Raw genomic sequence first — 15,321 nt, forward strand, 5'->3', positions numbered from 1 at the left:
TTAGCGATTATTGTCGGTAAATCGATATATTTTGAAAATCGCTGATATAATCTGGGTTGCGCCGATATATTTTGAAAATCGCTGATATAATCTGAGTTGCGCCGATATATTTTGAAAATCGCTGATATAATCTGAGTTACGCCGATATATTTTGAAAATCGCTGATATAATCTGAGTTACGCCGATATATTTTGAAAATCGCTGATATAACTCACGTTACGGTCGATATTTTTAAAAACGGCCTCGATTAATTTTTCACAGGCTGATTTTTAATAAAGAAGTCCATAACATAAAATACTTCGTCATCAGGTATTTGTATTTCAAATGTATTTTCAATTGGTTGCAACGCTTTTTTTACTTTCATATACATCCAGTACTCATCTTGTCTTCTTTTCTCTTTATCAGGGTGAGGAAGAAGGCTTTCTCCTTTTTGAAGACGGTCAACCATACAGCTCATATGCAGAATAACACCCATTAAGCTATCAGGAGTTAGCTGTAAGGAAATTAATTCCTGAATTGTATTTAATGCGTAACGAATTGTTTTGATAAGTAATGCTCCATCGTTACGCTGCATTTGTTGTTCAAGAATATCCGCCATTTTTGCATATGTTTCTTCATACGTAATTAATTCTTGAATTGGCTGAATCGCTGTGTAGTTTACGATGTCTTGGAAATGATATGTTAAGCATGGTACTTGCACATCGAAATTCGTGACAATACAAATGATGTTACGCTCTTTTTTTATGTTCTCAATCATTTTCGTTAAATCTTTTTCATGGACGATACTAATTGGTATAATTTCAATTAAGTCTTTATCAAATCGTAAATAGTTCTCTAACATTTTTTGAATAGCTAAAGCACTTCCTTCACCAGTTAAGCAAGCTGTTAAAATAACAGATTTCATTGGAGAGAGAGGTTTTTTCTTTTCTTCTTGTACGTTTAAGTAAAATGGTGTTAAATTTTTTACTGTTTCATACAGCGCATCTAATGAATAACCGAGCTGAGCTTTTCGAGCTGCTTCTAGTGCGTGTGGTGTGCTCGTCATCGAGAGAACACGTACAGGGATTTTAAACTCCGTTTCTAATATGTCACCGATATAAGCAAGTGACCCCATATCGACAAGTAAGAGAAGCCCATTTACATTTTGTAGTGTTTTCATATACACTTTCACACGTTCCAAGAAATCTTTCGGTGATTCGTGTAACGGCATATCAATACCGGTTACTTCCTCAATGCCGAGAAGTTCGTTTGCGACGTTTGCCATTTCAGTTGCGATGCCATTACCGTGTGCTAATATTAATACTTTTACTTCTGTTTGTGAGGCAGGAATTGGATCAACAACGAAGAACATTGTTAAAAAGCCAGCTTCATCAATAGGCATTGTTATTTGTAATTCTTCCTCCAGTAGTTGAATGCATTGCATAGCTACGGAAAAAGCTTCTTTATATTTCGTACGAATTTGATTTAATTGTGGGTGATGTATTTGTTTTCCGCTTTGTAAACGTTGTAGAGTTGTCTGTACATGTAAACTTAAAGCGAGAAATACTTTTTCATCAAACGTCTTAGATAAATGCTTTTCAGCAAGTTCCGCTATTTTTTCACATACGGAAACGATATTACGATCCACAATTTTAAAAACATTTTCATGGCTTGTTTTTTTTGATATTTGGTTAAAATATTGTACGAAAAAGCTTTGAACATCATTTTCTATTAGTAATTCTAATTCTTCCTCTTCAATACCACGTGCTTGAAGTTCTTCGTATTTATAATCAATATAATCGTAAATAGAAGAGCGTTTTTCATCTTCTGTTTTATGATTACTCCAACCTTCCTCACCTGTAAATACAAATGTTTCATTTGGTATTTGGTATAAGTGACGGCTCTTCCTTTCAATGAACAACCCTTCTTTCATATACCAAGGTAAATCTGAACTTGAAACATAGACAGAATCACGTTTCTTTGTGACCAAATCAGAATAGGCTTTCGCACAGGCAATTTGAACATCTGTTTTTAATTGACCAATGTTATTGGGACAATTGTAAAAGACGAAAGCACGCATTGCATTTGGGCTAACGTGAATGTCTTTTCGCAGACGAATTGCTTCATTTGTGAAAAATCGCTGTAGTAAAGCAAAGCGCTCTTTATGTGTACGCTCACGAAGTGGTGGCAGCGTAACAGTCATTGGTATACGTCTTGTAAATGTTTTTAATAAAAATGAATTTGGTTCTTCTGTTGTTGCAGTAATGATTAATACTTGTGCTTTACGTTCGTTCTCTGTTTCTCCAAGGCGGCGGTATACTCCGCGGTCAATAAAGGTGAAAAGCATTTCTTGTCCCTCTGGAGGCAGGCGATGTACTTCATCTAAGAAAAGAATTCCTTCATGTGCTTTTTCAATTAACCCTTTTTGATCACTTGCTCCTGTATAAGCTCCTTTTTTAATCCCAAATAATTGCCCGAGTAGTAACTGTGGATTATTTGCATAATCAGCACAGTTAAATACGATAAATGGTGCATCTTTTGGAAGCTGTTCAACTTCAATTGCATATTCGTGCATTAAAGAAGCAAACATAGACTTTCCGACCCCTGTTTCTCCCAGTAGTAAAGTATGCATACCGTTTGGAGGATAGAGAATAGAAGCTTTCGCTTTTTCAATTGCAATTTTAAGGCTCGTATTTTCAATTGCAAATGTATCTAATGAAGTTATGTCTTTTGAATGCGTTTCCAACGACCTGTTCGTTTCTATGTAAAAACGAACAGGTCGCGTATTTGTTTTTAATAAACGTTTATCTTTTACAAGTTTGTTTAAATCGCTACTTACATTGGCGCGATCTAGTTGCAGAAATGTAGCGAGTTCTGATGCGGTTACACCTTCTGTATAATTGCCTTTTTGTATTGCGTTAAAAATGAGATCTATTCGTTTCATTTCTATTCACCTCGAAACTTCATCACTATTTAAAATTTTACACAAAAATGGGAAGGGTGGGAAGAGAAAAATAAAACAGCTTTAGCACATAGGCACTAAAGCTGTTACAATCTTGTGTCTTTCCAAAAATTTACCTTGAGATGAGAAGAAGGATTATAGGGAAGAAGTTTGTATCCTTGTGACTGTAAATAATCAATTACTTTTGGCAGTATTTGTACGGTTACACTCGAATCATGCATTAAAATGACTTCGACTTGTTCATCACTTTGGTTACGTACTCTTTCGAGTATGGCAGAAGGATTGTCATAGCTTTTCCAGTCGTATGTATCGATCGTCCAATCCCACATTTTATACTGGGCCGATACAAGTGCGTCACGGTAATTCTTTTTTAAGTAAGGCATACTACCATATGGAACGCGAACGAGATGTGTATTTAATTTCGTAACTTGCTGGACAATGCTTTGTGTTTGCTCCATTTCTGCAATTAAAGTGGAAGGGTCACCAGTGTAAAGGCGTTTTACATCATGTGACATGCTGTGGAGCCCGATATAATGTCCTTCTTTAATTAATCGTTGCATCGTTTTTGTGTAATGTGGCACTTTTCCGCCAATAACAAAGAAAGTTGCTTTTCCGTTCTTTTCTTTTAAGATGTTTAAAATTTGTGTAGTATATTTGTTTGGCCCGTCATCAAATGTTAAGTACGCAATTTTTTGTGTAGGAGAAGTTGTTTCAGTATTTGGATGATATTCAGCAGGAATAACAGTTGTTGCTTCAGTATTAGATGATACGTACATAGTAATCGTTAAAAATAAAATAATACATTGAAATACTCGCTTGATCATAACATTCACCCTCAGTTTGACAATCAAGATGTAAAAAAGAAAACTTGATACTTTTCTTATTATGTATATCTTTCTCCAATAGAGGAACTCTCAAACAATCTATATTTTGGAAATATAAAATGAGAATAAAAAATAGCATCCTCTTATAAGAAAGAGGATGCTATTTGAATATTTCATAATTGAAAAGGCTATACTACAATTAGTCTTCGCGTTTTTTCACTTTTTTATAAAAGGAAATGATTGGTTTGTAGCGTTCATGTACAAGCCCGATTATTTCAGCGATGATTTCTGTGAAGAAAATCAAAGCGAAAAGAAGAATAATGGATAACCATAACGTTGCACTAGTGAAAATAATGGCATTTACACTAAAGAAAATACCGAATGCGTATATAATTAGTACCGTTTTGCGATGAGAGAATCCCATTGCAAGTAAGCGGTGATGTAAATGCGATTTATCTGGTGCTGAAATAGGTTTTTTATTTACGATACGACGGATGATTGCAAATATCGTATCAAATATAGGTACACCTAAAATGATAATTGGAACGATAAAACTGAATAACGTTACACTTTTGTATAATCCAAGTAACGATATAACAGAAATACAGTATCCTAAAAATAGTGCTCCTGTATCTCCCATGAAAATTTTTGCTGGATGGAAGTTGTAGAATAAAAATCCAATTGTACTTGCTAATATAATTAATGCAAGTGGCAAGATAATAGCTGTTCCAGTACCCCATGGGCTAGTGAAGGCCATATATGCTAGCGTTGCAAGTACGATAGATGAAATCCCAGCAGATAATCCATCTAAGCCGTCAATTAAGTTGATTGCATTCGTAATACCTACAAGCCAAAATACTGTAATTGGATAAGCAAGCCATCCAAGTTCAGTATCCCCAAGGAATGGGATATATAATACTTGCACTAATAATCCACTTTTTACAATCATAATGGCAACTAACAGTTGTCCACCGAATTTTACTCTCGCAGATAACTCGTACATATCATCTAAAATTCCGATGATTACAATGATAATCGCACCTAGCGTTATCGATAACATTCTTTGTTCATATAAGCCGCCGACAACAAATCCTACAGCTACACCAATAAATATTGCCAACCCGCCAAGACGTGGCATAATCTTTTGGTGCACTTTACGTGCGTTTGGCTTATCTGTCGCTCCTATTTTAAAAGCTAATTTAATAACTAAAGGAGTAACGACGAGTACAGTGATGAAAGATGCCAAAATGGCATAAATCACTTGTGAGTCCATTAATACCCCACCCTTTATAGTCTAACGTAATTTTTTTTTGAAAATATATTTATCTGAAAATTATGATGTTTATTTACAGGCTCATAACATATGGTATCACAAAAAGATTAGAATTCAATCTTTTTTTCTTTTTACGGTTAATGGAAGCGGATAGAATATATGACAATTGTATATAGAATGTTGAATCATATAAGAAGGTTAATCGTACTGGGCTTTGGAATGTAACATTTCCTCTTTTTCTTCAATAGTGAATACTTTTATTTCAGTATTATAAGTGTTGCACGTAGAAATGAGTAAGTTTCGTGTTAAAATGTGGGAATTTATCACGCGTGACCTGGCAGCCTGATTCTCACTGATTAAGTTTTACTTTATAGTGCATTTAATTTTACAAAAACTTTAAAAAAAGTAAGGGAAGTAATTCATATAATGAAGAAGGAAAAGGGTTTTCTCATTTTTAATATGAGAGGGGGAAGCGCAGGGAGAGTTCTATATTTCATATCTTTTCTATTGTAAATTCCTGTGCGAAAAGGAAATGAAAATTACGATAGTAGGTACTGGATATGTTGGATTGATTACAGGAGTAGGATTGGCAAAATTAGGGCATTCAGTTACATGTTTTGATATAGATGATGAAAAAATTGAACGGATAAAACAAGGGGATTTACCTATTTATGAGGCCAGATTACATGAATTAATAAATTATGCATATGAGAATAATGCTTTAACTTTTACATCAAATAAAGAAGAGGCATTTGATGATGTAGAGTTTATATTTATTGCAGTTGGAACACCACCGTTATTAGATGGGACGGCAGATTTAACGTATATTCAGAGTGCTTGTAACGATATTGGATTATATGCGACGAACGATATTATTGTTGTTACGAAAAGTACAGTTCCAGTAGGCACAAATGATGTAATGAAGGGATGGATTGAGGAGAAGTTAAAAGGGAGGCATACAGTACATATCGTATCGAATCCAGAGTTTTTGCGTGAGGGTTCAGGTATTTATGATTTCTTTCATGGAGATCGTATTGTAATTGGAGCGGATAGTAAGGAAGTAGCAAGAAGAGTAGAGAGTTTGTATAGTCAATTATGCTTAGAAACGTATGTTACAGATATTAAAAGTGCGGAGATGATTAAATACGCGTCGAACGCCTTTTTAGCTACAAAGATTAGTTTCATTAATGAAATTTCAAATATATGTGAGAAGGTAGGCGCGAATGTATTGGATGTTGCCAAAGGGATGGGAATGGATAAGAGAATCGGTGCATCTTTTTTAAATGCGGGCATTGGCTACGGAGGGTCGTGTTTTCCGAAAGATACGAAAGCACTGGTACAAATTGCGGGAAATGTTGCTCATGATTTTCGTTTGTTAAAAGCAGTTATTGAAGTAAATAATAAGCAACAGCTGCTATTGATTGAAAAAGCGAAAAAAGTTATGAACATGAATAAAAAGCGGATTGCAGTTCTTGGCGCATCCTTTAAACCGAATACGGATGATATTAGAGAGGCATCATCTCTTATTATAATAGAAGCATTAATTAATATAGGTGCAGATATTGTTCTTTATGACCCAAAAGCAATTCAATATGTAAAGAATATATTTGGAGATGCTATACAATATAGTAGATGTATAGATGAATCGATTAGAGATGCGAGTGCGGTTTTTATCGTAACAGAATGGGGAGATATTCAAACTTATCCGTTAGAAAAGTACGTACAACTTATGAGGGAGCCTATTTTATTTGATGGGAGAAATTGTTATACTGATGAAGATGTTAAGAAACAAAAGATAGATTATTACTCGGTGGGAAGAAAAAGTATTTGTAATAGAAAAGTTTCTGTTATGCGTTAAAAAGGGATGTACTCATGCATATTTTTATATGTCATAATAGAAGCTGTAATTAGTGAAAGAAAAGAGGCAATCACATGACTGAACGTTTAAAAGTAATGACAATTTTCGGGACACGTCCAGAAGCAATTAAAATGGCACCTCTTGTATTAGAGTTGCAAAAACACCCAGAAAAAATTGAATCGATTGTGACTGTAACAGCACAACATCGCCAAATGTTAGATCAAGTATTAAGTATCTTTGGAATTACGCCAGATTTCGATTTAAATATTATGAAAGACCGCCAAACTTTAATTGATGTTACAACGCGTGGTTTAGAAGGTTTGGATAAAGTAATGAAAGAAGCGAAGCCGGATATTGTACTTGTACATGGTGATACAACAACAACATTTATTGCAAGTTTAGCTGCTTTTTATAATCAAATTCCAGTAGGTCATGTTGAGGCGGGCCTTCGTACGTGGGATAAGTATTCTCCATACCCAGAAGAGATGAATCGTCAATTAACAGGTGTAATGGCGGATCTTCATTTCTCACCGACAGCAAAATCAGCAACGAACTTACAGAAGGAAAATAAAGATGAGTCACGTATTTTCATCACAGGAAATACAGCGATTGACGCGCTACAAACGACTGTAAAAGAAACATATAGTCATCCTGTACTAGAGAAACTTGGAAATGATCGTCTTGTACTTATGACAGCTCACCGCCGTGAAAACTTAGGTGAACCGATGCGTAATATGTTCCGTGCAATTAAGCGTCTTGTTGACAAACATGAAGATGTACAAGTTGTGTACCCTGTTCATATGAACCCTGTTGTTCGTGAAATAGCAAATGAAATTTTAGGTGAACATAACCGTATTCATTTAATTGAGCCGCTAGATGTAATTGATTTCCACAATGTTGCAGCTCGTTCATACTTAATGTTAACGGATTCTGGTGGTGTACAAGAAGAAGCTCCATCACTTGGTGTACCAGTTCTTGTTCTTCGTGATACAACAGAGCGCCCTGAAGGTATTGAAGCAGGTACGCTGAAATTAGCAGGAACAGACGAAGAGACAATCTTTGGTCTTGCTGATGAGCTGTTATCAGATAAAGAAGCTCATGATAAGATGGCGAAAGCATCTAACCCTTACGGTGATGGTCGTGCATCAGAGCGTATTGTAGAAGCAATTTTACAGCACTTTAATAAGTAAATAAAAAAGGCCCAATCGCATAGATTGGGCCTTTTTGTTACGGCTGATTGCGCATAATCCACTCTGCATGAGCATTTGTAGAAGGTGGCGGATCAGTTGGTGTTTTATTTTGGTTTGTTGCTTTTTTTGTTTGTTCGTTAGAATTAGAATTTGAATCAGGACTTGAGTTGTTTTTTGTAGTTGGTTTTTTTGCTTTTTCTCCTAATTCTTTTTCAATTTCGTTACGCACCGTTTCTACACTGATTGGATCTGGAAGGAAGTAATAAATACCACCTATCTTTTTGTCTTCGCCTTCAAGCTTTAACGTTTGCATTGTAGAAGGATCAAATCCAGAAAGTTTATTGTAAAGAGCAAGTCCGTCTGAAATAGGAATGTCGGTTTTTATATATTTTCCAACGACAGCTGTTAAATCTTTAATTTTAAATACAGTAGAGGTGGAGTTTAGCTTTTGGGCAACAGCGGCCAGTAATTGTCTTTGTCTAGCAGCTCGACCATAATCGCCATTTGGATCTTGCTTTCGCATACGGACATAAGCAAGTGCTTCTTCACCGTTTAAGTTTTGCTGTCCTTGCTTAAATTGAATTTTTTTGTAGTAATCCACGTCAGAGCGCTCCCAGAAATCGAAGGGTACGTCAACGGTAACACCGCCAACAGCATCAACGATACCTTTAAAGCCTTGGAAATCAATTTTAATATAATGGTCTACAGGAACTTTTAGAAAACCTTCTACAGTTTTGATTGCCATTTCCTCTCCACCGTAAGCATGGGCGGCATTAATTTTGTCTTCTTTTCCCTTTCCGACAATCGGAACGCGGCTATCACGAGGAATGCTCATAAGCGAAATCTTTTTAGTTTTCGGATTGACTGTTGCAAACATTAATGAGTCTGTACGACCATTTTGACCATCTGTCGCATAATCTTCTATACCCATAATGAGAATTGTAAAAGGTTCCTTTGTAATTTCTACATCTTCGTTTCTTAAATCCGATTTTTCACGAGTAAAACCACTATACATCCCCATAAGAGAAGAGTAAGAATTTAACACATAAACTCCTATGCTGCCAAATAAAAATGCGAAAATAAGGAAGAAGAAAAGTTTCCTTCTTCGCTTCTTTTTTATTCTGCTATTTTGGAGATGATAATAACGTTCTTCCATATATAATCTCCTTAGTTCGTTAGTTCATTTGTAGGGAAGTAATTCACTACATTAATCTTTGAAGGTGATAAATGGGTTATTCTTAGATAACATCTTGTTCTAAGTACAACATATCTCCTTCTGTAATTGTACATTTCCCGTTTGTTAATTCAATCATCCAATCTGTAAATGCTTGTTTGCCGTCTTCTTCTACATACGTATCAAATGTGACATTTTCTAGATAATGAATATCTTTAATGGCATATTTTGAATTGCGTAATTCATTTTCCACTTTGCCAAGTAATGTGTAATCAATCTCGGTTTGCATCACACGCATTAGTTTTCGCTGGACAACACCGACATGATTAATGCCTTCGCTTGTACACTTTCCATATGCACGAATTAATCCACCTGCGCCAAGTTTAATGCCACCAAAATAGCGTGTTACGACGACGACGGTATCTTTTAGTCCGCGTTTTTTTAGTACCTCTAACATTGGTACGCCAGCTGTACCACTAGGCTCACCGTCATCATTTGCCTTTTGAATATGATCTTGTTCGCCAATTAAATAAGCGGAACAATTATGTGTTGCATTCCAATGTTGTTTTTTTATTTTTTGTATAAATTCTTGAGCCTCTTCCTCAGTTGTTGCTCGGCTAATATAACAAATAAATCTTGATTTTTGAATGACGATTTCGTGTTCGCCGTAGTCTTTGATTGTAAAATATTGTAATAGCACTTGTGTACGCCCCTATCTATCAAAATGACTAGTACTTTCCATTTTAAAAGCGAGCCTTTTTATATTCAAACATTTTTTCTAAATATGCTGAAGTTTTTGGTGAGTATTTTATCTTTTTGTTGTAATTTGTCGAGATGGTAGGTATAATTTCAACCGGCATTTTCATGTATGGATGCACCATTTGTAGTTTTCGTGTAAAATTAGGAAATAAAACTTTTTATAAGGCAGGTACGAAAATGAAAATAGCTATTGTTACTGATAGTACGGCATATATACCGAAGCAAATTCGTGATGAACTCAATATATATATGATTCCATTAAACGTTGTGTTTGGAACAGAATCTTATCAAGAAGAAGCTGAAATTTCAGCAGATGATTTTTATGTGAAAGTACGTGAACAAGAGGAACTTCCAAAAACTTCTCAACCAGCAATCGGAAAGTTTGTTGAGCTATATGAAGAACTAGCTAAAGATTATGATGCAGTTATTAGTATTCACCTATCAAGTGGAATTAGTGGTACATATCAAACATCAACGACAGCTGGACAGATGGTAGAGGGTATTGATGTATACACGTATGACTCTGAAATTAGTTGTGAAGTACAAGGATTTTATGTGCGTGAAGGTGCAAAGTTAGCAAGTGAAGGAAAGAACCCAAAAGAAATTATCGCTCGTTTTGATGAAATGAAGAAAACGATGGACGCCTATTTTGTAGTTGATGATTTACATCATTTACAACGTGGTGGTCGATTAAATAGCGCGCAAGCTTTCATCGGCAGTCTGTTACAAGTGAAGCCAGTTTTATATTTTAGAGATAAAATCATTATTCCGTTTGAAAAGATTCGTACACGTAAAAAAGCATTAAAACGTATCATTGAAATTTTTGATGAGCAAGCAAGTAAAGGTGTACCTATGGAAGCAGTTATCATTCATGCACAACGTGAAGAAGAAGCGAATGAATGGAAGAAAGAATTAGAAGCAAAATATCCTCACGTCACAATTCGTACAGGTTATTTTGGAGCTGTAATTGGTACGCACTTAGGTGAAGGTGCATTAGGTCTTGGATGGTATACGAAGTAATAAAGATATAAAAAGCTCTCTTTTTAAGAGGGTTTTTTTACGGGTATGTTACGTTTAGTTGACAAGTTAATATTTGGAAATGGTAAAATGTACGTAAAATAAAATAATGAGGAAAGTTTTATAACTTACTTTTTACAAGAAACTATATTATAATGGAAGAGAGGTGAAACATATGGAGCATAATTCTTGTTTATGTCCAAAGTTTGAGTCAGCTTTTACTCTGCTTAGTAAGAAGTGGACTGGCTTAATTATTAAATCTTTGCTTGAAGAGTCGAAACGTTTTAGAGAAATCGCAGATATTATCCCAAATATGAGCGATCGTATGTTGTCAGAGCGTTTAAAGGAATTGGAAAGCGAGGGCATTGTAGTTCGTAATGTCTATCCAGAAGTACCAGTTCGAATCGAGTATGGCTTAACTGACAAGGGAAAAGCGTTAGAAAGTGTTATGGATGAGGTTCAAAATTGGGCTGAGAAATGGATGAAGTAGTATTTCATTTGTATTCGTATATTTAATAAAACGTAAGGAATTCCTTACGTTTTTTCTTTGTTTATAGAAGTGAGAAAAGTATATAAATTTCTACACATACATACAAAAATATACGCATTTTGCGCTAGAGCTACATATAATATTACATTTGTTTTACAAAAACGTAACATTAGCAAAAAAAATCCCGAATTATGGTATAAATTTTATAGGTTATATACGGAAAAAGAAAAAAGAAAGCGGTGTAAAAAATAAAATGAAAAAGCTAAAAATGGCATCTTGTGCATTAGTTGCAGGATTAATGTTTTCTGGGCTAACACCAAATGTATTTGCAGAAGATAAAATTTCTGACGTGAAATCACAAATTAACACACAAAATGACACTTTACATAAACAACAACAAGAACGTGATGAATTACAAAAGCAAATGAATGACTTAAACAAAACAATTCAAGGTTTAGATAAATCTGTTCAAGAGAATGCTGCAAAGCTTGATGAAACAATGAAAAAAGTTGCTGATACTGAGCAATTAATTGAAAAGAAAAATAAAGATATTGCAGAATTACAAACAAAGATTGCAAAACGTGAAGAGTTATTAAGAAAGCGTTTAGTTGCACTTCAAGAACAACCAAATACGAACGTTGTAACAGAAGTTCTTGTAAACTCTAAAAACGTTGCAGATTTAGTTGATCGTTTAACTTCTGTTTCTAAAATTCTTGAGTCTGATGAAGATATCATGAAAACACAACAAGAAGACCAAGCTAGTGTGAAAAAAGATGTTGCAACGGTAAAAGAGAAACAAAAAGAATTAAAAGAAGCACAAGCTCAAATTGAAACTGCTAAGAAAGAACTTGACGCTGAAAAAGAGAAAAAAGCAACAGCGGTAAACGATTTAAGCGGTAAAATGGATACAGTTGTAACTTCAATGACAAGTACGGAAGGTCAATTGAAAGAGCTTGAGAAACAAGCATTACAATTACAACGCATTGCCGAAGAAGAAGCACAAGCAAAAGCTGCACAAGAAGCTGCTGCTCAAAAACAAGCAGAGCAAGCTGCTAAAGCTGCGCAAGCTCAGCCAGCACAAGCATCTGCAGAGCAAGCTGCACCAGCAAACAATGGTGGACAAGCTCAAAAAGAAGAGCCTAAAAAAGAAGAACCTAAAAAGGAAGAGCCTAAAAAAGAGGCACCTAAAGCAGAAAAGAAAACACCAGAGCAAAACCCAGCACCAACTCCACCGGATACTGGCGTAATTGGTAAAGCTAAGCAATATTTAGGTAAGCCATATGTTTGGGGAAGTGCATCTCCATCAAATGGTGGTTTTGACTGTAGTGGATTCATTTCTTACATCTTTGGTGTAGGTCGTCAAGACGTTGCAGGTTACTGGAACTCAGTTTCTAAAGTAGGTAGCCCACAACCAGGAGACTTAGTATTCTTCCAAGGTACTTATAAAGCAGGTCCATCTCACATCGGTATTTACGTTGGTAATGGCCAAATGATCCATGCTAGCGATAAAGGAATTGCGTACGGTGATATTAACAGTTCGTATAACCAAAAACATTTCTTAGGATACGGTCGATTCTAGGATTTATAAAAGAATAAAAAACGTGTATAAAGTCGATAGCTTACTATTTTATAAGTAGGTTATCGGCTTTTTTGAGTTTTTACGAGATGATGAGAAAGGTTTATAGTAGTGCTGGAGGTGATTGTTGATGCTAGCGGGGAAACAGTTGCTATTAGAAGAACTTTCTTCAGATTTACAGAGGGAATTAAACGATTTGAAAAAGAAGGGAGAGATCGTATGTGTACAAGGTGTAAAAAAAAAGAATTCTAAATATATGTGCCAACGCTGCGGAAATGTAGATCGGCGGCTATTTGCGTCGTTTTTATGTAAAAGGTGCAGTAAAGTGTGCGCATATTGCCGGAAGTGTATAACGATGGGGAGGGTAAGTGAATGTGCTGTACTTGTTCGCGGGATTGCTGAAAGAAAGAGAGAAAAGAATTTAAACTTGTTACAGTGGAACGGGACGTTGTCTACTGGCCAGAATTTGGCGGCGCAAGGAGTTATAGAGGCTATTAAGCAAAAAGAATCATTTTTTATTTGGGCTGTATGCGGGGCTGGGAAAACAGAGATGTTGTTTTACGGAATTAACGAAGCGCTTCAAAAGGGAGAAAGAGTTTGTATCGCAACGCCGAGAACGGATGTTGTTCTGGAATTAGCACCGAGATTGCAAGAAGTATTTCCATATATACAGATAGCGGCTTTATATGGAGGGAGTGTGGATAAAGAAAAAGATGCAGTACTAGTCGTTGCGACTACGCATCAATTATTACGTTATTATAGGGCGTTTCATGTCATGGTTGTAGATGAGATAGATGCTTTTCCATATTGTGCAGATCGAATGTTACAGTACGCGGTAAAACAAGCGATGAAAGAAAAAGCGGCGCGTATTTATTTAACTGCGACTCCAGATGAAACGTGGAAGCGAAAACTTAAACAAGGTAAACAAAAAGGTATTATTGTTTCTGGACGATATCATCGTCATCCTTTGCCAGTTCCTTTATTTTGTTGGTGCGGGAATTGGAAAAAAACCCTCATTCATAAAAGAATTCCTCGAGTTTTACTACAGTGGTTACAAACATACTTAAATAAAAAATTCCCTATTTTTTTATTCGTCCCCCATGTGCGATATATAGAAGAAATAAGCTTGTTGTTAAAACCATTAAACAATCGAATTGAAGGTGTACATGCAGAAGATCCAGGGAGAAAAGAAAAAGTAGCGGCTTTCAGAAAGGGAGAAATCCCATTATTAGTTACAACGACAATTTTAGAGCGAGGCGTAACGGTGAAAAATTTGCAAGTTGCAGTTTTAGGGGCGGAAGAAGAAATATTTTCAGAAAGTGCGCTCGTACAAATTGCGGGCCGAGCAGGGCGGAGCTTTGAAGCACCGTATGGAGAGGTCATTTATTTTCACTATGGCAAGACAGAGGCGATGGTGCGCGCGAAAAAACATATTCAAGGTATGAATAAAAATGCGAAAGAACAAGGATTGATCGATTAATGCATTGTTTACTTTGTGATGAGTGTTTTGTAGAAAAGATTAGTTGGTACACTTTTTTTGTAAAGTGTCATAGAAAATATATATGTGATAGATGTGAGCAGAAACTTTCCTATATTATAGAAGAAATTTGCATGGAGTGCGGGCGACCTTTAGAATTTGTTCCTGCCTCATTTCAAGAAGACGGTATTTGTATAGATTGTATAAGGTGGACGAAAGAGGAGAAGTATCGTTCTTTTAAAAACCGTTCGTTATATATGTATGATGATGAGATGAAAGAAATAGTAGCACAGTTTAAGTTTCGGGGGGATGCAGAGTTAGTGCACATTTTTTATCGTCCTTTTCGAAGTTTATTTCAAAAGTATTTTGCCAATGTTTCAACCGTTATCGCTGTTCCGCTTAGTAAGGAAAGGGAAATTGAACGTGGTTTTAATCAAGCTGAGTTATTAGCAACTTGTTTGCCTGTCAAAATTTTTTATCCATCATTAAGAAGAAGGGAAACAGAAAAGCAAAGTAAGAAGACACGTAAAGAAAGGGTGTCAGGAAGCAATCCTTTTTATTTTCAGGGAGAAGAGATGTTTTCTGGGCAACATATTTTACTCGTTGATGACGTGTATACGACAGGGATTACAGTTAGGCAAATCGGAAGTTTGTTATATGAAAGAGGGGCAAGAGAAGTATCTAGTTTGACACTTTGTAGAAGTTAATATGGCAGTGTCGAAAGGGATAATAAAAAGGCGAT

Annotated in this window: 12 protein-coding genes; 7 read left to right on the forward strand and 5 right to left on the reverse strand. The window is 35.7% G+C overall.

What is annotated here, in order from left to right; translation table 11 throughout:
- Window positions 1-247 precede the first annotated feature (247 nt).
- The 3 genes from QO049_RS01460 to QO049_RS01470 form a co-directional block, all read right to left on the reverse strand.
- Complete coding sequence (locus tag QO049_RS01460; protein ID WP_098005517.1) at window positions 248-2,923, reverse strand: sigma-54-dependent transcriptional regulator; 2,676 nt, start codon at window positions 2,921-2,923, stop codon at window positions 248-250.
- A 104-nt stretch (window positions 2,924-3,027) separates the two neighbouring features.
- A complete protein-coding gene (locus QO049_RS01465; protein WP_000597152.1) occupies window positions 3,028-3,765 on the reverse strand; it encodes a polysaccharide deacetylase family protein in 738 nt (245 codons plus the stop codon).
- A gap of 199 nt (window positions 3,766-3,964) precedes the next feature.
- On the reverse strand, window positions 3,965-5,038 hold the full coding sequence (locus tag QO049_RS01470) for a glycosyltransferase family 4 protein (RefSeq protein WP_000378319.1): 1,074 nt from the start codon (window positions 5,036-5,038) through the stop codon (window positions 3,965-3,967).
- A gap of 532 nt (window positions 5,039-5,570) precedes the next feature.
- On the opposite strand from QO049_RS01470, the gene QO049_RS01475 reads away from it, so the two are divergent.
- Both QO049_RS01475 and wecB read left to right on the forward strand, forming a co-directional pair.
- Window positions 5,571-6,896, forward strand: coding sequence for a UDP-glucose dehydrogenase family protein (locus tag QO049_RS01475; protein ID WP_000704920.1), 1,326 nt, complete (start codon window positions 5,571-5,573; stop codon window positions 6,894-6,896).
- A 74-nt stretch (window positions 6,897-6,970) separates the two neighbouring features.
- Window positions 6,971-8,086: a non-hydrolyzing UDP-N-acetylglucosamine 2-epimerase gene (gene wecB / locus QO049_RS01480; protein ID WP_000140145.1), complete on the forward strand. Its 1,116-nt coding sequence runs from the start codon at window positions 6,971-6,973 to the stop codon at window positions 8,084-8,086.
- Between the two features lie 37 nt (window positions 8,087-8,123).
- Here wecB and QO049_RS01485 read toward each other — a convergent pair whose 3' ends face one another.
- Together QO049_RS01485 and QO049_RS01490 are read right to left on the reverse strand one after the other, a co-directional pair.
- Complete coding sequence (locus QO049_RS01485) at window positions 8,124-9,242, reverse strand: LCP family protein (RefSeq protein WP_000392785.1); 1,119 nt, start codon at window positions 9,240-9,242, stop codon at window positions 8,124-8,126.
- An 82-nt stretch (window positions 9,243-9,324) separates the two neighbouring features.
- Window positions 9,325-9,960 (reverse strand): YigZ family protein, encoded by a 636-nt coding sequence (locus QO049_RS01490; protein WP_000926665.1) that lies wholly within the window; start codon window positions 9,958-9,960, stop codon window positions 9,325-9,327.
- 236 nt (window positions 9,961-10,196) lie between these two features.
- Here QO049_RS01490 and QO049_RS01495 point away from each other — a divergent pair, with 236 nt between their 5' ends.
- The 5 genes from QO049_RS01495 to QO049_RS01515 all read left to right on the forward strand — a co-directional run bounded on the left by QO049_RS01495 (window position 10,197) and on the right by QO049_RS01515 (window position 15,286).
- The gene (locus tag QO049_RS01495) at window positions 10,197-11,039 is read left to right on the forward strand and encodes a DegV family protein (protein ID WP_000684725.1); all 843 of its coding nucleotides are present in this window, start codon (window positions 10,197-10,199) and stop codon (window positions 11,037-11,039) included.
- A 172-nt stretch (window positions 11,040-11,211) separates the two neighbouring features.
- Complete coding sequence (locus QO049_RS01500; RefSeq protein WP_000400857.1) at window positions 11,212-11,526, forward strand: winged helix-turn-helix transcriptional regulator; 315 nt, start codon at window positions 11,212-11,214, stop codon at window positions 11,524-11,526.
- A 148-nt stretch (window positions 11,527-11,674) separates the two neighbouring features.
- Window positions 11,675-13,105, forward strand: a complete 1,431-nt coding sequence (locus tag QO049_RS01505; RefSeq protein ID WP_141538448.1) for a C40 family peptidase — start codon at window positions 11,675-11,677, stop codon at window positions 13,103-13,105.
- 127 nt (window positions 13,106-13,232) lie between these two features.
- Window positions 13,233-14,582: an ATP-dependent helicase ComFA gene (comFA, locus tag QO049_RS01510; RefSeq protein ID WP_284489100.1), complete on the forward strand. Its 1,350-nt coding sequence runs from the start codon at window positions 13,233-13,235 to the stop codon at window positions 14,580-14,582.
- Window positions 14,582-15,286, forward strand: coding sequence for a ComF family protein (locus QO049_RS01515; protein ID WP_246961605.1), 705 nt, complete (start codon window positions 14,582-14,584; stop codon window positions 15,284-15,286). The genes comFA and QO049_RS01515 overlap by 1 nt, the downstream gene beginning before the upstream one ends.
- Window positions 15,287-15,321 lie beyond the last annotated feature (35 nt).

This window comes from Bacillus sp. RB3 (assembly GCF_030164735.1).
Taxonomy (GTDB): Bacteria; Bacillota; Bacilli; order Bacillales; family Bacillaceae_G; genus Bacillus_A; species Bacillus_A cereus.

Bases quoted from the DNA above. Each gene is read 5' to 3' on its own strand.
- QO049_RS01460 (WP_098005517.1), bottom strand. From the start codon at position 2,923: ATGAAACGAATAGATCTCATTTTTAACGCAATACAAAAAGGCAATTAT.
- QO049_RS01465 (WP_000597152.1), bottom strand. From the start codon at position 3,765: ATGATCAAGCGAGTATTTCAATGTATTATTTTATTTTTAACGATTACT.
- QO049_RS01470 (WP_000378319.1), bottom strand. From the start codon at position 5,038: ATGGACTCACAAGTGATTTATGCCATTTTGGCATCTTTCATCACTGTA.
- QO049_RS01475 (WP_000704920.1), top strand. From the start codon at position 5,571: ATGAAAATTACGATAGTAGGTACTGGATATGTTGGATTGATTACAGGA.
- wecB (WP_000140145.1), top strand. From the start codon at position 6,971: ATGACTGAACGTTTAAAAGTAATGACAATTTTCGGGACACGTCCAGAA.
- QO049_RS01485 (WP_000392785.1), bottom strand. From the start codon at position 9,242: ATGGAAGAACGTTATTATCATCTCCAAAATAGCAGAATAAAAAAGAAG.
- QO049_RS01495 (WP_000684725.1), top strand. From the start codon at position 10,197: ATGAAAATAGCTATTGTTACTGATAGTACGGCATATATACCGAAGCAA.
- QO049_RS01500 (WP_000400857.1), top strand. From the start codon at position 11,212: ATGGAGCATAATTCTTGTTTATGTCCAAAGTTTGAGTCAGCTTTTACT.
- comFA (WP_284489100.1), top strand. From the start codon at position 13,233: ATGCTAGCGGGGAAACAGTTGCTATTAGAAGAACTTTCTTCAGATTTA.
- QO049_RS01515 (WP_246961605.1), top strand. From the start codon at position 14,582: ATGCATTGTTTACTTTGTGATGAGTGTTTTGTAGAAAAGATTAGTTGG.